Annotated in this window: 19 protein-coding genes and 1 riboswitch; of the genes, 10 read left to right on the top strand and 9 right to left on the bottom strand. The window is 67.2% G+C overall.

What is annotated here, in order from left to right:
- Positions 1-58: 58 nt before the first annotated feature.
- Both AC5P9L_RS16475 and dusA read right to left on the bottom strand, forming a co-directional pair.
- Positions 59-433 carry a hypothetical protein gene (locus AC5P9L_RS16475; protein WP_005407693.1) on the bottom strand — a complete coding sequence of 125 codons (375 nt, stop codon included), beginning with the start codon at positions 431-433 and terminating at the stop codon, positions 59-61.
- 213 nt (positions 434-646) lie between these two features.
- Positions 647-1,678 (bottom strand): tRNA dihydrouridine(20/20a) synthase DusA, encoded by a 1,032-nt coding sequence (dusA, locus tag AC5P9L_RS16470; RefSeq protein ID WP_005407692.1) that lies wholly within the window; start codon positions 1,676-1,678, stop codon positions 647-649.
- A 220-nt stretch (positions 1,679-1,898) separates the two neighbouring features.
- Between dusA and AC5P9L_RS16465 the strand changes: the two genes are divergently transcribed.
- Positions 1,899-2,318 (top strand): lysozyme inhibitor LprI family protein, encoded by a 420-nt coding sequence (locus AC5P9L_RS16465; RefSeq protein WP_217279065.1) that lies wholly within the window; start codon positions 1,899-1,901, stop codon positions 2,316-2,318.
- Positions 2,319-2,360: 42 nt separating this feature from the next.
- Entirely contained in the window at positions 2,361-4,142 is a 1,782-nt protein-coding gene (locus AC5P9L_RS16460; protein WP_100438230.1) for a peptidoglycan-binding domain-containing protein, read from the top strand.
- 293 nt (positions 4,143-4,435) lie between these two features.
- Here AC5P9L_RS16460 and AC5P9L_RS16455 read toward each other — a convergent pair whose 3' ends face one another.
- Positions 4,436-4,624 (bottom strand): sulfate transporter, encoded by a 189-nt coding sequence (locus tag AC5P9L_RS16455; protein WP_224119324.1) that lies wholly within the window; start codon positions 4,622-4,624, stop codon positions 4,436-4,438.
- A gap of 95 nt (positions 4,625-4,719) precedes the next feature.
- Here AC5P9L_RS16455 and AC5P9L_RS16450 point away from each other — a divergent pair, with 95 nt between their 5' ends.
- Entirely contained in the window at positions 4,720-5,700 is a 981-nt protein-coding gene (locus AC5P9L_RS16450) for a cation diffusion facilitator family transporter (protein WP_111189348.1), read from the top strand.
- Positions 5,701-5,811: 111 nt separating this feature from the next.
- The gene (locus AC5P9L_RS16445) at positions 5,812-6,237 is read left to right on the top strand and encodes an organic hydroperoxide resistance protein (RefSeq protein ID WP_004153735.1); all 426 of its coding nucleotides are present in this window, start codon (positions 5,812-5,814) and stop codon (positions 6,235-6,237) included.
- A gap of 148 nt (positions 6,238-6,385) precedes the next feature.
- Here AC5P9L_RS16445 and mmsB read toward each other — a convergent pair whose 3' ends face one another.
- The 5 genes from mmsB to AC5P9L_RS16420 are packed head-to-tail and all read right to left on the bottom strand — an operon-like array spanning position 6,386 to position 11,925.
- The gene (mmsB, locus tag AC5P9L_RS16440) at positions 6,386-7,276 is read right to left on the bottom strand and encodes a 3-hydroxyisobutyrate dehydrogenase (RefSeq protein ID WP_005407687.1); all 891 of its coding nucleotides are present in this window, start codon (positions 7,274-7,276) and stop codon (positions 6,386-6,388) included.
- Positions 7,273-8,448 (bottom strand): enoyl-CoA hydratase/isomerase family protein, encoded by a 1,176-nt coding sequence (locus AC5P9L_RS16435; RefSeq protein WP_227416057.1) that lies wholly within the window; start codon positions 8,446-8,448, stop codon positions 7,273-7,275. The genes mmsB and AC5P9L_RS16435 overlap by 4 nt, the downstream gene beginning before the upstream one ends.
- Positions 8,445-9,242 carry an enoyl-CoA hydratase gene (locus tag AC5P9L_RS16430; RefSeq protein WP_005411946.1) on the bottom strand — a complete coding sequence of 266 codons (798 nt, stop codon included), beginning with the start codon at positions 9,240-9,242 and terminating at the stop codon, positions 8,445-8,447. Before AC5P9L_RS16430 ends, AC5P9L_RS16435 begins: the two co-directional genes overlap by 4 nt.
- Positions 9,239-10,405 (bottom strand): acyl-CoA dehydrogenase family protein, encoded by a 1,167-nt coding sequence (locus AC5P9L_RS16425; protein ID WP_111189346.1) that lies wholly within the window; start codon positions 10,403-10,405, stop codon positions 9,239-9,241. Before AC5P9L_RS16425 ends, AC5P9L_RS16430 begins: the two co-directional genes overlap by 4 nt.
- A 14-nt stretch (positions 10,406-10,419) precedes the next feature.
- A complete protein-coding gene (locus AC5P9L_RS16420) occupies positions 10,420-11,925 on the bottom strand; it encodes a CoA-acylating methylmalonate-semialdehyde dehydrogenase (protein ID WP_012478809.1) in 1,506 nt (501 codons plus the stop codon).
- 115 nt (positions 11,926-12,040) lie between these two features.
- Here AC5P9L_RS16420 and AC5P9L_RS16415 point away from each other — a divergent pair, with 115 nt between their 5' ends.
- A complete protein-coding gene (locus AC5P9L_RS16415; RefSeq protein ID WP_227416058.1) occupies positions 12,041-13,408 on the top strand; it encodes a helix-turn-helix domain-containing protein in 1,368 nt (455 codons plus the stop codon).
- A 137-nt stretch (positions 13,409-13,545) separates the two neighbouring features.
- Positions 13,546-13,776 (top strand): hypothetical protein, encoded by a 231-nt coding sequence (locus AC5P9L_RS16410; RefSeq protein WP_495230674.1) that lies wholly within the window; start codon positions 13,546-13,548, stop codon positions 13,774-13,776.
- Here the strand turns inward: AC5P9L_RS16410 and AC5P9L_RS16405 are convergent.
- The gene (locus AC5P9L_RS16405; RefSeq protein ID WP_099474161.1) at positions 13,770-15,662 is read right to left on the bottom strand and encodes a patatin-like phospholipase family protein; all 1,893 of its coding nucleotides are present in this window, start codon (positions 15,660-15,662) and stop codon (positions 13,770-13,772) included. The genes AC5P9L_RS16410 and AC5P9L_RS16405 overlap by 7 nt on opposite strands.
- Positions 15,663-15,855: 193 nt before the next feature.
- On the opposite strand from AC5P9L_RS16405, the gene AC5P9L_RS16400 reads away from it, so the two are divergent.
- The 4 genes from AC5P9L_RS16400 (at position 15,856) to pncA (ending at position 20,273) form a co-directional block, all read left to right on the top strand.
- Positions 15,856-16,905, top strand: a complete 1,050-nt coding sequence (locus AC5P9L_RS16400) for a bifunctional nicotinamide-nucleotide adenylyltransferase/Nudix hydroxylase (RefSeq protein WP_005407680.1) — start codon at positions 15,856-15,858, stop codon at positions 16,903-16,905.
- A gap of 64 nt (positions 16,906-16,969) precedes the next feature.
- Complete coding sequence (locus AC5P9L_RS16395; RefSeq protein WP_172711914.1) at positions 16,970-18,379, top strand: nicotinate phosphoribosyltransferase; 1,410 nt, start codon at positions 16,970-16,972, stop codon at positions 18,377-18,379.
- Positions 18,380-18,512: 133 nt separating this feature from the next.
- A riboswitch (cobalamin riboswitch) is annotated at positions 18,513-18,742 on the top strand.
- Between the two features lie 161 nt (positions 18,743-18,903).
- Entirely contained in the window at positions 18,904-19,590 is a 687-nt protein-coding gene (locus AC5P9L_RS16390) for an epoxyqueuosine reductase QueH (protein ID WP_005407678.1), read from the top strand.
- 56 nt (positions 19,591-19,646) lie between these two features.
- Entirely contained in the window at positions 19,647-20,273 is a 627-nt protein-coding gene (gene pncA / locus AC5P9L_RS16385) for a bifunctional nicotinamidase/pyrazinamidase (protein ID WP_164173637.1), read from the top strand.
- Positions 20,274-20,451 lie beyond the last annotated feature (178 nt).

Raw genomic sequence — 20,451 nt, 5'->3', positions numbered from 1 at the left:
TCCTGGGTGTGGCCCGGAGGCCTGTGGGGTACGGGTTGATAGCGACAACTATCCCTGTTCAGGGGTTATCGCCGCGTAGTGATGACATATCCGACCGCGGCGTGCGCGGCTGTGAACGCGACGGTGCGGGGTCGTCCATGTAGCGGACCCGGCCCCGGTCGTCCATGTACTTCACCCGGTTGATGTCACGCCCATCGAACGGCACGCGCTCGGCGCCGAGGATGTGGCCGCCGGTGGTGCGCTGCACGCGGCGCACGGCATCGGACAGCGAGCGCTCGTCGCCACGGCCACCGCGCTCGCCCCGCTCCATCATCTCCGCGCGCCCCTGATCGCCACGCGGCGGCTGTTGCGCCAGCGCCGAAGACAGCGGCGCAGCCGCCAGCACCACGCAGGTGGCCAGGGCAATGCGGCGATGGAAGGGAGCGGAAGACATCGATGCGATCCTAGCCGAGCACGGCGATTCGTTCAAAAGTCGTAAATCCGGGAGCCGGGTTCGGGACCCGGCGCTTTACAAATCCTTTGCAAATTCTTGGTTTGGGGCAGTGAATCCGGTCTGAACTTTTCCGGCCCTGCGCTCGCGTCGTTCATCTAGGTGAACATTCGGGACGAATCGCCGCCCCTTGTCAAGTCAGGACCGTGACCGACGTCACGCTGCGGCGCGATCAGCTTCGCGTTCGGTGACCGCCAAGGCCTGTTCGATCAGGCTCCAGCCGGCGCCCGGGCGGTGTGCGCCCTCGCTCAGCACCTGGCGGAAGGCGCGACCACCGGGCTGGCCATGGAACAGGCCGAGCAGGTGGCGGGTGATGTGCTTCAGCGCCAGGCCTTCGCCCAGCCGCGCCTCGATGTAGGGGCGCATCGCGCGCAGCAGGTCACCACGTGCCTGTAGCGGGGCGCCGGTGTGCAGCGCCTCCAGCTGATGCAGCAGATAGGGGTCGTGATAGGCCGCCCGGCCCAGCATCACGCCATCGACGTGCGCAGCCTGCGCCTGTACCGCCTCGATGCTGGCCAGGCCACCGTTGATCACCACCGGCAGTGCCGGGCGCTCCTGCTTCAGGCGGTAGGCCCAGTCGTACTTCAGCGGCGGAACCTCGCGGTTCTCCTTCGGCGACAGGCCCTTCAGCCACGCGTTGCGCGCATGCACCACCACCATCGCCGCACCAGCGGCGACCTGGCGGTCGACGAAGCTGGCAAACACGTCGTAGTCGTTGTCCTCGTCCACGCCCAGGCGGCACTTCACCGTTACCGGGATGTCAACCGCATCGACCATGGCCGCCACGCACTCGGCCACCAGTACCGGCTCGCGCATCAGGCAGGCGCCGAAACGCCCGGCCTGCACGCGGTCGGACGGGCAGCCGCAGTTGAGGTTGACCTCGTCGTATCCCCACTCGGCGGCAATGCGCGCAGCCTGCGCCAGCAGGGCAGGATCGCTGCCGCCCAGCTGCAGCGCCAGCGGCTGTTCGCTGCGGTCGAAGCCGAGCAGGCGCTCGCGGTCGCCGTGGATGACCGCGTTGGCGTGCACCATCTCCGTGTACAGGCGTGCACCCGGCGCCAGCACGCGATGGAACACGCGGCAATGGCGGTCGGTCCAGTCCATCATCGGGGCAACGGACAGGCGCAGGGAATCAGCGTAACGGGCGGTGGCGGACGTCATCGGGGTGTTGATCGTGGAGACTGGCATTGCCAGTGAGATCAATAGTTTACACCGCTCGGCTGAATGGCGGCGGCTGGCGCCCGGACAGCGCTGGGGCGCCCGGGCCCGAGGGCGGTCCGCAGGCCGGGCGGCGCCACCCCACAATGACGGGCAACCGGTCACAGTTGTCGCGATTCGTTGACGACGACGAAATATTGACGCCGTTATAGTCCGTCGCTCGCAATGGATTGGACGTGTGGAGCAGATGATGCAGCACAAGCGTTTGAGCAGGACCCTCGCCACCGCGCTGGCGGTTGCCGTACTGGCCATCGGCACGGCAACCGCAGCACCGGCTGCCACCGGGCTGAGCCCGGCCTTCACCACCTGCCGTGACAAGGCACAGGGTGCGATCGAGCAGGCCGCCTGCCTGACCTCGGAAAGCGCACGCCAGGACCAGCGCCTGAACCAGGCCTACCGCCAGCTGCAGGCAAAGCTGAGTGGCGCAAAAAAGACCAAGCTGGTGAATGCCCAGCGCGCGTGGCTGCAGTCGCGCAGCCGCGATGGCGAACTGGATACCGCGCTGTACGACGATTCGCAGCCCGGCAACCTGCAGGGCGAGCTGAACGATGTGATGCGCCTGAGCGCGCGTGCCGACCAGCTGCAGAAGTATCTGCAGCTGCTGGACTGACCCTTGAGGGGCAAACCCTCTGACTGCACAAGGATGTAAGACATGCCAACCAACATCGATACCCATGATCTCGATGCCACCTCCGGCGCCGTGTATTTCGCCGTCGGCCGTGGTACCGAAGGGGGTCCCGCCTCCTACCATCTGGCCATCGCCGGCATCACCCAGGGCGTGACCGAACCGCACTGGGGCACGGTGAACAAAGTCGCGCAGAACAGCGGTTACAGCCTGGGCGCGATCCAGGTCGACTTCGGCCAGCGCGGCGAGTGGGCGCTGGGCGCCATCGACGGCCACGCACTGAAGGCAGGCGAGACGACCTATGTCGACGCCGTGATCGATCAGGCCAGCACCTATGCCAAGGCGCACAACCTGCCCTTCACCCAGGACCACGCCGACCTGCGCCGCGACCTGCTCAGCCACGGCAATGGCCTGAGCGGGCGCAGCTCGATCCAGTTCATCGATACCAACACGCGCGACAGCATCAACGCCTGGGCCGGTTCGGCCGAGGGCAAGCAGTGGATCCACGCGAACATCGACTACCCGCAGGTGCGCAACGCCACACGGATCGGCATGGCGATGGTGGACGCACACGGCAGCGGCATCGCCGAGGAAAACCGCTTCGAAGCGATCAGCCTGATCGCCAAGACCGCCAACCAGTTGCCCAGCCAGCTGCCCAAGCTGCAGAAGGTGCTGGAAGAAGGCGGTGACTACGAGGCGCTGCGCGCGAAGGCCGGGCAGATCCGCGAGACCTACCAGTACTTCGACGCGCCCAAGGCCGGCGACATCGCCGTGCGCTACGAAAATGCCTATGCCAACAACAAGGACGCAATGGACCGCGCCCATGCCAAGGTCAGCAGCCGCGACTACTCGCCCGCTGGTGAGCACAATGATGCGGACATCAAGGTGGCGCTGGACCAGATCGGCGCACCGCGCCAGCAGGCCGGTTCGCAGACGTTGAAGGAAGGGTCCAGCGGCCGTGACGTGCTGAAGCTGGAGAGCAATCTGGTCACGTTGGGCTATGCCAGTGCTGGCGGCCAGCAGACGCTGAATCCGGACCGGCGCTTCGATGCCACCACCCGCAAGGCGGTGGAAGACTTCCAGCGCGCACACAACCTGGACCCGGTGGACGGCAAGGCCGGGCCAGCCACGCTGGCCGCGATCGACCGCGACGCGCGCGAACTCCAGGGCAACCTGGCCGCGCTGGGGCTGACCGACGCCAAGGGCCAGGCCATCGGTAGCGATGGCTATCTGGGCGGTGGCAGCCGCCATGCGATCAACGCTTTCCAGCAGCAGCATGGCCTGCCTGCGACCGGCATTGCCGATGCGGAAACCCGCCAGGCGCTGGCCAATGAAGTGCAGCAGCGTGCGCAGGCGCAGGGCAACACCCCGGAACAGCAGGCAGCGGACGAGCCTGCACGCGAGACGGTGTACCCGATGTCCGACCCGCGCAGCCCGCAGAACTGGCTGTACACCGAGACCCTGGTGCAGGTGAAGTTCGCCGAGGAAGCGCGTGGCCTGCCCTCCGGCGAGCACAGCGAGAAGCTGGCTGCTGCGCTTACCGTGGAAGCTGCACGTGCCGGCCTGTACCGGGTTGATCGCGTTGAGCTGAACCAGGATGGCTCGATGGCGCGCGCGGTGCAGGCCAATGCACTGCACGACGAAAGCGCGTTGAACCGCAATACCGCGCCGGTATCGACGGCGGACGCGATGCGCCAGAGCGTGCAGGAAAACAGCGAGCGGGCATTGCAGGTGAGCGATCAGCAGCGCGAGCAGCAGAAGATCGACCAGCAGACCCAGCAGCACGGCCCGCGGGCCATGATGGCGTAAGAGAGCGGGCCCACGGGCCTGCGAGTGCCATTGCCTTGCTCACCCCTCGTCGGCTTGAGGCCGACGAGGGCGCTGGTTGAGGTGCGTCGAGGATTGTCGCAAATGCGAGGTCTTGCGCCCCGGAGCGTGCCCACGCTTCGAGGGAGTCGGTCTCGAGGTGTAGCCGATCCGGTTTGATCGCGTCGGCGCTTTGACGACAGATAAGTCCGTCCGTAGCTTTTCCTAAGTGATCAGTACCCGCCATCCATAGGCGGTCTGCTTCTTGAAACACTGCCGCCTCAGGCGGTCAGGTCTCACGGGTGGGCGTCGCGCAGATCAATCTGTACCTTCGGCGTCACGTGCTGGTAATCGAACACCGTACCCAGAGGGCCGGCCGAGGCAAGGAACACCTGCCCACGCACGCGGTAGACCTGCGTGTCACCGGCATCGTAGCGCTGCATATCCAGCATGCGGCCGAGGAATTCGATGACCAGGTTGGCCATGCCCTGGGCGACGCATTCGCGATCACGCTCGCTGGGCGTCTCGGCGATGTCCTCGACGTTCTGCGACGATGCCGGACAGCGGAAGGCAGCGAAGCATGCCGCCGCTCTACAATCGGGCCATGGCCACCCACCGCCCGCAGTTCTTCGACCCCGCAACCGAACAGGGCGTGCTGCGCCTGTCGATCGCCGCCTCGCTGCTGCTGGCCGCCGCCGCAGTGGTATTCGGCCTGCTGGCCAATTCCTCGCTGATCATCTTCGACGGCATCTACGGCCTGATCGATGTGGTCATGACCTGGCTGTCGCTGCTGGTGGCACGCCTGATCGCGCTGTCCACCCAGACCGATGCGTTGCAGTCGAGGCTCAACCAGCGCTTCACCATGGGCTTCTGGCACCTGGAACCGATCGTGCTGGGGGTCAGCGGCACGCTGATGATCGGTGCGGCACTGTATGCCCTGGTCAATGCGGTGGATGCGTTGATGTCCGGTGGCCGCCACATCGCACTGGGCCCGGCCATCGCCTTCGCCGGGCTGTCCATCGTCGGCGAAGGCGCACTGGCCTGGTTCATCCTGCGCGCCAACCGCCGCATCGGCTCGGAGTTCATCGCACTGGATGCGAAGAACTGGGTGATCGCGGCCAGCATGTCGGCATGCTACCTGCTGGCCTTCCTCGGCGGCGTGCTGGTGCAAGGCACGTCCTGGGCCTGGGTCGGGCCGTACATCGACCCGGCCATCCTTGCCTTCGTCTGCGTGCTGGTGATGATCGCCCCGCTCGGCACCGTGCGCCGGGCGCTGGCCGGCATCCTGCTGGTCACCCCGCCGGAGCTGCAGGCGCACGTGGATGCCGTGGCACGCGCGATCGTGGCCAAGCATGGCTTCGTCGAGCACCGCAGCTACGTGGCGCAGGTGGGGCGAGGCGAGCAGATCGAGCTGTTCTTCGTGGTGCCGGAAAACGACCCACCGCGGCCGCTGGTGGAATGGGACCAGCTGCGCGACGAGATCGGCAACGCGCTGGGCGAGGCCTCGCCGGACCGCTGGCTGACCATCATGTTCACCACCGACCGCGAGTGGACGATCTAGGCCGACAGGACGATCGATCAAGTTTTTCGTACGCCCTGCAACCCAACGTACGCGGAAACCGGGCAAAGTAGGCTCCAACGCAACATCCACCCACCGACCAGGAGCATCCCGATGTCCATCGAAAAGGTTCTGTACACCGCCCAGGCCACCTCCACCGGCGGCCGTGAAGGCCGTTCCGTCTCCTCCGACAACGTGCTGGACATCCAGCTGTCGACCCCGCGCGAGCTGGGCGGCGCCGGTGGCCCGGGCACCAACCCGGAACAGCTGTTCGCCGCCGGCTATTCGGCCTGCTTCCTGGGCGCGCTGAAGTTCGTGGCCGGCCAGGCCAAGGTCGCGCTGCCGGCCGACACCACCGTGACCGGCAAAGTGGGCATCGGCCAGATCCCGACCGGCTTCGGCATCGAAGCCGAGCTGACCATCAACGTGCCGGGCGTGCCGCGCGAGCAGGTGGAAGAACTGGTGCAGAAGGCGCACATCGTGTGCCCGTACTCCAACGCCACCCGCGGCAACATCGACGTGACGCTGATCGTTGCCTGATGGGGTGCTGCCGGCCAGCGGCCGGCACTACCAACGTAAAGAGCAAAAAAATGGGCGGATGCCGGTCGAAACCGAACATCCGCCCATCCCACCTTCGTTGTCCCACAGGGGGGCATGAGGTTGCCGGCCAGCGGCCGGCACTACCAGGTCATTTTTCGCTGGTGATGAGCTGCACGACGCTGGAGAAATCCAGCTTGCCGCGGCCGGCCTGGTGGTTCATCGAGTACAGGTTGCGGGCCACTTCGCCCAGCGGAATCGAGGCACCGACACTCATCGCCGCTTCCACCGCCAGGCCCATGTCCTTCAGCATCAGATCGCTGCCGAAACCGCCGCTGTAGCCGCGCGAGGCCGGCGCGTTTTCCAGCACGCCCGGCCACGGGTTGCACACTTCGGTGGCCCAGCTGCGGCCGGTGCTGACCGCCATCATCTGCGACAGCACCTTCGGGTCCAGACCGTGCGCCACGCCCAGGGCGATGGCTTCACCGGTGACGGCCATGATCACGCCCAGCGCCATGTTGTTGCACAGCTTGGCCACCTGGCCGGCGCCGCTGGCACCGACGTGGAAGATGTTCTTGCCCATCGCCTGCAGCACCGGGCGTGCGCGTTCCAGCGCGTCTTCCTCGCCGCCGACGATGAAGGTCAGGGTGCCGGCCTGGGCGCCGGCGGTACCGCCGGACACCGGTGCGTCGATCATCTGCAGGCCACGTGCGGCGGCCGCTTCCGAGACCTTGCGGGCGCTGGCCGGTGCGATCGTGCTGCAGTCGATGACCAGTGCGCCGGCCGGAATCGCGGCGAGGATGCCGTCATCGCCCAGATACACGCCTTCGACGTGGCGGCTGGCCGGCAGCATCGAGATCACCACTTCGGCATCGGCCAGGGTGTCGCGTGCCGACGACGCAGCGCTGGCACCGGCGTCAACGGCGGCCTGCACCGCGGCCGGGACCAGATCGAACACGCGCACGCTGTGGCCGTTCTTGACCAGATTGGCGGCCATCGGGCCACCCATGTTGCCCAACCCGATGAATGCAATGCGGCTCATGCAAGGCTCCTTTCAACAAGGGGAGTGCCCAGGTCGGCCAGCGGATGCGCGGCATCGGCCCAGGGGGAAGCGAAGAAGGTGTCGGCCCACGCGCCGGTGGCCTCGGCCAGGGTGGCCGGGTTCCACTGCGGATTGCGGTCCTTGTCGATCAGCAGCGCGCGGATGCCTTCGGCGAAATCACCGTGGGCGGCGCAGTGCAGGGCGACGATGTACTCCAGGCGATAGATCGCGGCCAGGTCCTGGCCGGCACTGCGGCGCTGCAGTTCGTATGCCAACCGTGCCGAACCCGGTGCGCCGGCAGCCAGGGTCTTCTGTGCCGCCTGCAGCCAGGCATCGTCGGTCTGCAGCGTGCTGATGCGATCGATGATCGCGGGCAGGTCATCGCCCTCGCACAGCGCCTCGACCTGCGCGGCATTGGCCAGCAGCGGGCCGGTGGCGGCATCGCTGGCATGCGACTGCAGCAGATGGGTCAGGCGTTCGTGGTTGTGTGCGGCATCGCTGGACCAGGCCACCTGCAGCAGCGCATCGAACACCGCGCTGCGGCGTTCTTCGGCCACGTGCACGTCGGCCAGGCCGGCGTAGATGGCGTCGCCCGGGTTGAGCAGCGCGCCGGTCAGCGCCAGGAACAGGCCGCCCTTGCCCGGTACGCGCGGCAGCAGCCAGCTGCCACCGACATCGGGGAACAGGCCAACGGTGATTTCCGGGAAGGCCAGCTTGGAGCGCTCGCTGACCACGCGGTGGCTGGCGCCGGACATCAGGCCGATGCCGCCGCCCATCACGATGCCATGGCCCCAGCACAGGATCGGCTTGGCGTAGGTGTGGATGAGATGATCGACGCGGTATTCAACGTCGAAGAACTCGGCGGCGTAGTCGTTCTCGCGGATGTCGCTGCAGCCGGCCTCGCGGAAGGCGACCATGCTCTTGTACAGGCTGTGCAGGTCGCCGCCGGCGCAGAACGCCTTCTCACCGGCACCCTGCAGCACCACCATGGCGATGCCGTCGTCATCGGCCCAGGCATTCAGCTGCTTCAGCAGCAGGTGCGCCATCGGCAGCGAGAAACCATTGAGCGTGCGCGGCGCGTTGAGCGTGGCGATGCCGATGCGCGTGCCGTTGCCGGCCACGCGCTCCTCGAACAGCACCGGTGCGTCGTCGGCAACGGTGTCGATGCTCATGCGTTCTTCCACTGCGCGGTGCGCTTTTCCAGAAAGGCGGTCACGCCCTCGACCTGGTCGGCGGTGTCGAACAGGTCGACGAAGGCTTCACGCTCGGCCACCAGCGCCGAGGCGTGGGTGCCGGTGCGGGTGGACTGCACCAGGGTCTTGCAGGCGGCGATGCTGGTCGGGCTCTGCTTGCCGGCCTTCTTCGCCCATTCCAGGGCCAGTGCCTTGGCTTCGCCCTTGCCGACCTTTTCTTCGGCCAGGCCAATGCGCAGTGCGGTCTCGGCATTGATGCGCTCGCCCAGCAGGATCATGCGCTTGGCCCAGCCCTCGCCGACCAGGCGCGGCAGGTTCTGGGTGCCACCGGCACACGGCAGCAGGCCGACGGTGGCCTCCGGCAGCGCGACCTGGGCGTGGTCTTCAATGATGCGCAGGTCGCAGGCCAGTGCGCATTCCAGGCCACCGCCCATGGCGTAGCCGTTGATCGCGGCGATCGACACGCCACGGAAACCGGACAGCGCTTCGAAGGCTTCACCGAAGCGGCGCGCGGCCTCGCGTGCAGCGGCCTTGTCGCCGGAGGCGAACTGGTTGAGGTCGGCACCGGCGGAGAAGAACTTCTCGCCGTCACCGGTGATCACCAGCGCGTAGATGTCGCGGTCTGCGTTGAGCGCGCCCACCAGGTCGCGCAGCGCCGACAGGCTGTGCACGGTCCAGGTGTGCGCCGGCGGGTTGTTCAGGGTGACCACGGCGGTGTGGCCATCGACCTCCACCTTCAGGCCCACGTGCTCCTGGGTACGCCAATCCTTCATCGCAGTTCCTCTTCGGTGTTGAGCAGGTGACGGGCAACGATCACCCGCATGATCTCGTTGGTGCCTTCCAGGATCTGGTGCACGCGGCAGTCACGCAGCAGGCGCTCGATCGGGTACTCGCGGATGTAGCCGTAGCCGCCGTGGATCTGCAGCGCTTCGTTGCAGACGTTGAAACCGGCATCGGTGGCGAAGCGCTTGGCCATCGCGCACCACACGTTGGCGTCGCTGGCACCGGCATCGAGCTTGCGCGCGGCGGTGTGCACCATCTGCCGGGCGGCGACCAGCTGGGTGACCATGTCGGCCAGCTTGAACTGCAGCGCCTGGAACTCGGCCAGCGCCTTGCCGAACTGGCGGCGCTCGCCCATGTAGCGGCGTGCGGCATCCAGCGCACCCTGCGCGGCACCCAGCGAGCAGGCGGCGATGTTGATGCGGCCGCCGTCCAGACCCTTCATCGCCAGCCTGAAGCCGCCGCCTTCCTCTCCCAGAAGGTGGCTGACCGGCACGCGGACGTTTTCGAAGGTGATGCCACGGGTGGGCTGGCTGTTCCAGCCCATCTTCTCTTCCTTGCGGCCGAAGCTGATGCCCGGCAGGTCCGACGGCACCGCAATGGCGCTGACACCGCCGGCACCGGGGCCACCGGTGCGCGCCATCACCACCAGCAGCTCGGTGGCACCGGCGCCGGAAATGAAGGCCTTGGAGCCATTCAGCACATAGAAGTCGCCATCGCGCACGGCGGTGGTCTTCAGCGACGCCGCATCGGAACCCGCACCCGGTTCGGTCAGGCAGTACGAGGCCAGCTTGCTGCCCGAGGACAGATCGGCGCCCCACGCATCGCGCAGGGCCGGCTGGCCCCACTTGGACACCATCCACGAGGCCATGTTGTGGATGCTGATGTACGCCGCGGTCGACGGATCGACGTTGGCGAGCTCCTCGATGACGACGGCGGCGTCCAGTCGGCTCAGGCCGCTGCCGCCCACTTCCGGGTCCATGTACAGGCCGCAGAAGCCCAGTTCACCGGCCTTGGCGATCGCCTCGCGCGGAAAGATGCCCTCCGCATCCCATCGCGCGGCGTGCGGCGCCAGTTCGGCCTGTGCGAAGTCGCGCGCCGCCTCGCGGTACGCCTGCTGCGCTTCTTCCAGTTCCGTCGTCATCGAGTGGCTCATGGCTGCTCCTGCCGTTACTTCAGGCTGATCGTGGTGTTGACGCCGTGGCTCAGCGTCTCGTCATCGAACCAGCGCGCGGTGACCGTCTTGGTCTGGGTGTAGAACAGCACCACCTGCTTGCCATACGGGCCCAGGTCACCCAGCTTGGAGGCGCGCGAACCGGTGAACGAGAACAGCGGCACCGGCACCGGGATCGGCACGTTGATGCCGACCTGGCCGACGTCGATGTCTTCCTGGAACTTGCGCGCGGCCGCGCCGGACTGGGTGAACAGTGCGGTGCCGTTGCCATTCGGGTTGCTGTTGACCATCGCGATGGCGTCTTCCAGCGTTTCTGCTTCGAGGATGACCAGCACCGGCCCGAAGATTTCTTCCTGGTAGATGCGCATGTCGGTGGTGACACCGGCAAAGATGGTCGGGCCGACGAAGTTGCCCTTCTCGAAGCCATCGACCTGCGGCTTGCGGCCGTCGAGTACCAGCTTGGCGCCCTGCTCCACGCCCGAGGCGATCAGGCCTTCCACGCGCTCACGGGCGCTGCAGGAAATGACCGGGCCGACGTCGGTGCCGGACACGGTGCCGGCGCTGACCTTCAACGTCTTGGCCTTTTCGACCAGGTCCTGCACCCAGTTGCGCGCCTCACCGACCAGCACCAGGGTGGAGGCGGCCATGCAGCGCTGGCCCGCGGCACCGAAGGCGGCACCGACCATTGCGTTGAGGGTCTGTTCCTTGTTGGCGTCCGGCAGCACCACGGCGTGGTTCTTGGCGCCCATCATGCACTGCACGCGCTTGCCGGCCAGCGAGGCGCGGTTGTAGACGTGGGTACCGACGCGGGTGGAACCGACGAACGACACGGCCTTGATGTCCGGGTGGTCGCAGATCGCGTTGACCACTTCCTCGCCACCGTGGACGACGTTCAGCACGCCCTTCGGAATGCCGGCTTCCAGGGCAAGCTCGACCAGGCGCATGGTGACCATCGGGTCCTGCTCGGACGGCTTGAGGATGAAGGTGTTGCCCGTTGCAATCGCCATCGGGAACATCCACAGCGGGATCATCGCCGGGAAGTTGAACGGGGTGATGCCAGCGCACACGCCCAGCGGCTGCATGATCGTGTAGGTGTCCACGCCATTGGCCACGTTGTTGGCCAGCTCTCCCAACTGCAGGTTGCCGATGGCGGCGGCGTGCTCGACCACTTCCAGGCCACGGAACACATCGCCTTCGGCATCCGGCAGGGTCTTGCCCTGTTCGGCGGTGAGGATGTGGGCCAGCTCGCTCATGTTCTCGCGGATCAGCTGCTGGTACTTCAGGAAGATGCGCGCGCGGGTGCCGATCGGGGTCTTGCGCCAGGTCTTGAAGGCTTCCTTGGCGGCGGCGACGGCGGCGTCCACTTCGCCGGTGGTGGCGAACGGCACCTTGGCCAGCACGTCCTGGGTGGCCGGATTGATCACGTCCTGCCAGTGGGAGGTGGCCGATTCAACGAACTGGCCATCGATCAGCATGCGGATACGGGGCGCTGCAACAGTCATGACGACAATCCCACGGGGTGCGAAAGATGCTTGGCATTATTCACAGCACCCGTCTCGATTTCCGGGCTGAATCCGCTTAATCTGGCCAACACGCCAGACGATTCATGTTAATTCTGTGAATTATTCAGCCACCCAGCGGCAGCTTGGCCTGCGCTTGCTACGGCTGCGCGAGCAGCGCGGCTACAGCCAGGTGGACCTGGCCCGCGCCTTGGGCCTGTCGGCCAGTTACCTGAACCAGATCGAGCGCAACAAACGCCCACTCACCCCGGCCGTGCAGAAGAAGCTGGGCGAGGTATTGGGCGATGTTTCCTCACTGTTCGACGAAGATGAGCCCGCTGCCCTGCAGGAAGCGCTGGGCGAGACCCTGCGCGACCTCGGCTTGGCCGAAGTCAGCGCGACCGAGCTGCGCGCCCTGGCCGGCAACCTGCCGCAGGTCAGCCGCGCACTGCTGGACCTGCACCGCCGCCACCTGGCGCTGCGCGAGCATGCCGCCGCGCTGGAGTTCCAGCTGGGCGAGCCCGGTGCCGGCAGCACCCTGCCGGCCGGCGACCAGGTACGCGAGTTCTTCAACCGCATGCACAACCACATTCCCGAGCTGGACGAGCTGGCCGAGCGCCTGTTCGCCGAGTGGGGGCTGTCACCCGGGCATGTGGCGCCACGCCTGCGCCAGCTGCTGGCCGACCGCCATGGTGTGCTGGTGGAAGTGGCCGCCCTGCAGGCCGGGCGCGAGAAACGGCAATACGATGCCGGTGCGCGGCGGCTGTGGCTGCCCGATTACCTGGAGCCCGGCCAGCAGGCGTTCCAGATGGCGGCCGAGCTGGCCCTTCACGGCTACCTGCCGCAGATCGATGCGGTGGTGGCGCGCGCTGGCTTTACCGATGAGGCACGCATCGCGCAGGCGCGGATTGGCTTGTCGAATTACTTCGCCGGTGCGTTGGTGATGCCGTACATGCGTTTCCTGCGTGCGGCCGAGGCCAGCAATTACGACATTGAGCTGCTGGCGCACCAGTTCGGCGTGGGCTTCGAAGCGGTCTGTCATCGGCTGAGCACGTTGGCGCGGCGCAGCGCGCCCGGGCTGCCGTTCTTCTTCATCCGCGTGGATCGCGCCGGCAACGTCTCCAAGCGCCATTCGGCCACCGACTTCCACTTCTCGCAGGTGGGAGGGTCGTGCCCGCTGTGGATCGTCTACGAGGCGTTCAACCAGCCCGGGCGCATCCTCACCCAGACCGCGCGCATGCCCGATGGCCGCCGTCATTTCTGGCTGGCGCGGCAGGTCAGCAGCGGGCCGGTGGGCCATGGCCAGCCACGCAAGACGTTCGCGGTGGCGTTGGGCTGCGACCTGCAGCATGCCGAACGACTGGTGTATTCGCTGGGGCTGGATGTACAGAGCCCGGGGAACTCGGTGTCGATCGGGCCGGGTTGCCGGGTGTGCCCGCGCGAGGACTGCATGCAGCGCGCGTTCGCGCAGTTGCCGGGGCGGTAGGGTTGGTTCGGCAGGGCTGCGCCCTGCACCTGCGGTAGTGCCGGCCGCTGGCCGGCAACCTCAAAAGCAACAGCGGGCTTTCCGTGGGATGGCGGGGCGGTGTCGGATTGCGGGGACGCCGTGAACCCGTCCCTGAAGTGACCCCCGGCATCCATGCCGCGGACACCCCGCAATCCGACACCACCCCGCCTTCGACAGTTTCCTCCTGCTGCTGGAACCTGATGCTGATGGTGATGCTGATGCTGATGCTGATGCTGATGCTGATGGTGATGCTGATGGTGATGGTGGGTGCCGACCGTTGGTCGGCACGCTCTCGCCCTGCGCGAAATGAATCCACGCATGGCGTGGATCTACTGCCGGCTCAGTAGATCGGCGTGACCTTCATCTGCGGCAGCGGACGCGGTGCGCCGTCAGTAAGGTCCGGGCCGAGGTCTTCCCAGGTACGTCCCTGCTCGACCATCAACCCCCACAGCTGCTGCGAGGCCAGCCGCTTGTCTTCCGAGCCCAGCTTGTACGACGGTGGCGTCGGCTGGCCACTGGCAACCATCGCGTACGCCGCGCGGTAAGCCAGTACCTGCTGCGCCGGATCATCGGTGCGTGCCACTTCCAGCGTGTAGCGCTGGTAGGCCGAGGCCAGGTTGCGCCAGCGGATCCAGTAGTGGTTCTCGAACGAGAACGAACAGAAGCGCGCACCGGCGAGGCTGCCCTTGTCGGCGATGCGGGTCAGCACCTCCTGCGGCATGTCCAGGTTCATGCCGCCTTCGTCGCCCTGCAGGCTGACGTGCACGATGCGGTCGCGGTAGCCCGGCGCGCGCGCCTGCAGCAGATCGCGCCAGTTCTGCATGGTCGCCACCACCGCGAACAGGAAGCGGCCCAGCTCGGCGGCCGCCAGCGGTGTGGCGATCGACTGGTAGGTGCGCTGCCAGCCGTGCCGGTTCTCGGTGGGCAGGAACACCGCGTGCTCCAGCGACTGGCGGCCACTGCTGCCGTGGTTCACCTCTTCGGCGTGCTGCGGATAGACCAGATTGATGGCGAAGGTCGGCCAGCGCGGCAACGCGGCATCGAACAGATGGATCGGGAAATTGCTGCTGATGCCACCATCGGAGAACCAGCAGATGCGGAAGGCGGTGATCACCGGGCCGCAAGCCTGCCCGGCGCTGGTCAGCCCTTCCATGCTGTCGGCCACGTTGTGCTCGGGGTCGGCCGCCGGCGCGGTCGGCTCGCAGCGTCGTTCGCGGCGTGAGGGTTCATGCAGCGGCACCGCGCTGATCAGCAGCGGGAAGCTCAGGCTCATGCGCGTGGCCACCAGCACCGGCAGCTTCGGGCCCGGCGGCAGGTGGTAGTACTGTCGCCCTTCCACCTCCAGCGGCGGGCCGGCCTGCGTCACCAGCCACTGCACCACGCTGGCCGGGAACAGCTGCTCGAATTCCTCGCGCAGGAACCAGAACTGCGCGCCGCCCAGCGGCAGCGTGCGCGGCTCGTTGTGCGACACGCAGGTGGTGATCATCTGCAGGCTGATCGCATGCGGGCTGTCCGGCTCGCCGGCATAGCGCGGCGCATCGTGCAGGTCGGCGAAGGTGAGCGGTGCATCCAGCGGCTTGCCGGACAACTGCTGCAGGCATTCGTGCAGCCACTCGGTCAGTGCCGGCGTGCGTGCATCGCGGCCGAGGCCGCTGCACAGGCCCAGCAGATTGCGTCGCGCCACGCGTGCCACACGAAGCGCGGCACCGGCCACACCCGCACCGTACGCACACAGCAGCGACGGCAGCAGCGTGGCCGCCACCCCGCTCCAACCACCGCCCCACCAGCCCAGGCCGAGCAGCAGCGCCAGCGACACCAGCACTTCCAGCGGCGCGATCTCGAACACGGCAACGGCCAGGCACAGCAGCTTGTGCGGCAGGCTGGCATTGCCGGTCAGCACCACCAGCAGGCGATAGGCCGCGCGTGCGCCGCGTGCGGGCTGGAACAGGCTGTAGATGAAGCCGCGCCGCGACAGCTGCGCCGACACCGCCGACAACCCGCCATAGCCTGCATCGCCGGGCAGGTGCTCGCCGGCCTGCTGGCGACGATCACCGCAGGCCGCCGCAGCCGCCACGGCGGCGGCGATGGCGCCGGCCGAAGTGCCGCCGATGCTCTTGAAGCGATACTCGCGCGCCAGCGCCAGTACCGCATTGGGGTACACGATGCCGCTGGTGATGCCGCCTTTCATGACCAGATCGCAGTACTTGTCCGCCACTGTCTTGCCCCCGAGCATGCCGTCCGCCGCGTGGGTGCCAGTATGGCGCAGGGGCTTCTCAGGGCCTGAGAACAACGGCGCAGTCCGCGCACGCGATGCGCCGTTCAGCAGAAAGCACGGCTGCAGGCTTGACCCGCCCCGCCATCGGCGTAGCATCTGCAGCAAGCCAAGGGACAGACCCGCGGCTGCCACAACGACATGAGGGATTCTCATGGAATTCGACTATCTCGTCTTCATCGGGCGATTCGAGCCCTTCCACAACGGCCACGCCGCCGTTGCCCGCCTGGCCCTGAGTCGGGCCCGCAAGCTGATCTTCCTGGTCGGCTCTGCCGATACCCCCCGCAGCCTGCGCAATCCCTGGACCGTGGCCGAACGTGCCGTGATGATCCAGGCCGCCCTCGATGGCCACACCGACCGCCTGCTGATCCGCCCGCTGCGTGACCACCTGTACAACGAAGCGCAGTGGATCGCCAACGTGCAGCGCCAGGTGGCTGACGCCCTGCGCAACGACGGCGCCGCCGCTGATGCGAAGGTAGGCCTGATCGGCATGGACAAGGACGCGTCCAGCTACTACCTGCGCGAGTTCCCGCAGTGGCCGCTGGTGGACGTGCAGCACACCGCCACCCTGTCGGCCACCGAGCTGCGGCGCTACCTGTTCGAAGCCGGCGACGTCGACTTCCACGGCGCGCTGCTGATGCTGCGTGGCAATGTGCCGGCGCCGGTGTACGACATGCTCGAAGCGTTCCGCAAAAGCGCGCCTGCCTATGGCCAGCTGGTGGCCGAGTACCGCTTCATCGAACAGTACAAGGCCGCGTGGAAGGATGCGCCCTACGCGCCCACCTTCGTCACCACCGATGCGGTGGTGGTGCATTCAGGCCACGTGCTGCTGGTGCGTCGCCGCTCGGAACCCGGCAAGGGGCTGTGGGCACTGCCCGGCGGCTTCGTCGGCCAGGAACAGAGCCTGCTCGACAGCTGCCTGCGCGAACTGCGCGAGGAAACCCGGCTGAAGATTCCGCTGCCGGTGCTGAAGGGTTCGCTGAAGGGCCAGCAGGTCTTCGACCACCCCGACCGCAGCCAGCGCGGCCGCACCATCACCCACGGCTTCCACTTCGAGTTTCCGGCCGGTGACCTGCCGCCGGTGCGCGGCGGCGATGACGCCGACAAGGCGCGCTGGATACCGGTGAGTGAAGCCCTGGACATGGGCCCGCAGCTGTTCGAAGACCACCTGCACATCCTGGAGTATTTCCTCGGCCGCGGCTGACAGGCCCGGCCTCCCCACTGGCGGATAGACCGCTGGTGTCACTCGACGCGAAGGAGCTTCCGTCATGCACTACCTCGATAATCTTCTCCTCAACACCGACAGCTACAAGGCCAGCCATTGGCTGCAGTATCCGCCGGGTACCGATGCCACGTTCTTCTACGTCGAATCACGTGGCGGCCTGCACGATCGCACGGTGTTCTTCGGCCTGCAGGCGATCCTCAAGGACGCGCTGGCACGACCGGTCACCCACGCCGACATCGACGACGCTGCTGCGGTATTCGCCGCGCACGGCGAACCGTTCAACGAGGCCGGCTGGCGCGATATCGTCGACCGGCTTGGCGGCCACCTGCCGGTGCGCATCCGCGCCGTTCCCGAGGGCAGCGTGGTGCCCACCCACCAGGCACTGATGACCATCGAGTCGACCGATCCGGCTGCGTTCTGGGTGCCGTCGTATCTGGAAACGCTGCTGCTGCGCGTGTGGTATCCGGTCACCGTGGCCACCATCAGCTGGCACGCACGGCAGACCATCGCCGCGTTCCTGCAGCAGACCAGCGACGACCCGCAGGGGCAGCTGCCGTTCAAGCTGCACGACTTCGGCGCGCGCGGTGTATCGAGCCTGGAATCGGCCGCGTTGGGCGGTGCCGCGCACCTGGTCAACTTCCTCGGCACCGATACCGTGTCGGCGCTGTGCCTGGCACGCGCGCACTACCACGCGCCGATGGCCGGCTATTCGATTCCGGCCGCCGAGCACAGCACCATCACCAGTTGGGGCCGCGAACGCGAGGTGGACGCCTATCGCAACATGCTGCGCCAGTTCGGCAAGCCCGGTTCGATCGTGGCGGTGGTGTCGGACAGCTATGACATCTACCGCGCGATCAGCGAACACTGGGGCACCACCCTGCGCGATGACGTGATCGCGTCGGGCGCCACCCTGGTCATCCGTCCCGACTCGGGTGACCCGGTGGAGGTGGTGGCCGAAAGCCTGCGCCGGCTGGATGAAGCCTTCGGCCACGCGATCAACGGCAAGGGCTATCGCGTGCTCAACCACGTGCGGGTGATCCAGGGCGATGGCATCAATCCGGACACCATCCGCGCGATCCTGCAGCGCATCACCGACGACGGCTACGCCGCCGACAACGTGGCCTTCGGCATGGGCGGTGCGCTGCTGCAGCGGCTGGACCGCGATACGCAGAAGTTCGCGCTGAAGTGCTCGGCCGCACGGGTCGAGGGCGAGTGGATCGACGTCTACAAGGATCCGGTCACCGACGCCGGCAAGGCCAGCAAGCGCGGCCGCATGCGCCTGCTGCGCCACCTGGACGATGGCAGCCTGCATACGGTGCCACTGCCGGCCAACGGCGACGACACCCTGCCGGACGGCTTCGAGGACGCAATGGTGACCGTGTGGGAGAACGGCCATCTTCTGTACGACCAGCGGCTGGACGACATCCGCACGCGGGCGGCCGTGGGGCATTGAAGGTGCATCCCGACCGGGGTCAGAGCCCGCTGCGTGGCAGCGGGATCCGACCCCTTCCTTCCGCTGGGGTCGGATCCCGTTGCAGCGCAGCGGGTTCTGACCCCTGCGCTCTTGACCGGCGCCACCAACAGGTCCACCTTGCACACGCCGAAGGTATCCCTCCCATCGCTGCGGCGCGGGGAGGGGTTTAAACGGGAATCCGGTGAAGGCGCCTCGCGCGTCCATTCCGGAGCTGCCCCGCAGCGGTGAATGGAAACGAATCCTGCCAACAGCACTGGGCTCGCGCCTGGGAAGCGGCAGGTAGTAGGTGGGCTGCGGCCCGTGTCCACCAGCCCGAATACCGGCCCCGGCCGGGGGACACGACCGTCCCCTGACTCGACCTGGAATCTCCGCGGGGAGGTTGCCGGGGCCGTCGTCGTCCTGCGCGTGCAGGCGGTGTGGCCGCGCGCGTCCTGTTCACGGTATCCGGCCAGACCCGTTCACCCACGCGCTGATGCATGGGCCATCGCCGTTGCCGGCGGTCCATGCGGTACCTGACGATGACCGAGCTCCAACGCCCCACCCTGACCCTGCCCGCCGACGGCAAGCGCCTGCTGCTGCATTCGTGCTGCGCGCCCTGTTCCGGCGAAGTGATGGAGGCGATCACCGCCTCCGGGATCGACTACGCGATCTTCTTCTACAACCCCAACATCCACCCGGTGAAGGAGTACGAGCTGCGCAAGCAGGAGAACATCCGCTTCGCCGAGCAGCACGGCATTCCCTTCATCGACTGCGACTACGACACCGACAACTGGTTCAGCCGCGCACGCGGCATGGAAAACGAGCCCGAGCGCGGCATCCGCTGCACGATGTGCTTCGACATGCGCTTCGAGCGCACTGCGCTGTACGCGCACGAGCACGGCTACGACACCATCAGTTCTTCGCTGGGCATCTCGCGCTGGAAGAACATGGCGCAGATCAACGACTGCGGCATCCGCGCCGCCTCGCGCTATGAAGGCCTGCAGTACTGGGACTACAACTGGCGCAAGGGCGGCGGTGCCAGCCGCATGATCGAGATCAGCAAGCGCGAGCAGTTCTACCAGCAGGAATACTGCGGCTGCGTGTACTCGCTGCGCGATGCCAACCGCCATCGCCGCGAGAATGGCCGCGAGCGGATCAAGATCGGCCTGTTGTACTACGGGCAGGACGCTGGGACGCCGCAGGACGATTGACGCGCAGGCATGGGGCGGCCACGCTGGTCGCCCCTTGAGTTCGTGCTGGATCTGCCATGACCGCCCTGCCCGCCGATGTCGCCCTGCTGGTGATCGACCTGCAGCCGGACTTCATGCCCGCTGGTGCCCTGGCCTGCGACCAGGGCGATGCGCTGGTGGCACCCATTGCCGATCTGCTGGCGCAGCGCCGCTACCGCACCGTGGTGGCAACACAGGACTGGCACCCGGCCGACCATGCCTCGTTCGCCAGCCAGCACCCCGGCCAACGCCCGTTCGAGACCATCCTGCTGCACGCGCAGCCGCAGACCCTGTGGCCGGACCACTGCGTGCAGGGCAGCGCCGGTGCCGCCCTGCACCCGGGCGTGGACTGGACCGTGGCCGACCTGATCCTGCGCAAGGGCACGCGCCAACAGGTGGATTCGTACAGCGCCTTCCGCGAGAACCACGGCCCCGATGGCGAGCGCCCGGCCACCGGCCTGGCCGGCTGGCTGCATGAACGCCGCATCCGCGAAGTGCACGTATGCGGCCTGGCCCGTGACTACTGCGTGCTGTGGAGCGCGCAGGACGCGGTGAAGTCCGGCTTCCGGGTGAAGTTCCTGTGGGAGCTGACCAAGCCGGTGACCGAAGCCAATGACGCGATGGTGCGCGAGGCGCTGGGCAAGGCGGGGATCGCGATCGTCTGAGGCGTGACCGCCGGGCATGGCCCGGCGCTACCGCGCACGTCGCTTATGCCGCTTGCGCGCTCCTGCCCACAACAACACAATCGATTCATCCAGCCCCCTAACTACGCCCCCCTACAGATCGCGGGACGGCCGAACCGGGGGCTTTTCATTGGATGAAATCAGGATTCGGTAGTGCCGG

Source organism: Stenotrophomonas sp. YJH_SMC_64, from assembly GCF_059371375.1.
The sequence above is the reverse complement of the archived record's forward strand: the minus strand, read 5'-3'. Positions and strand labels throughout refer to the sequence as shown.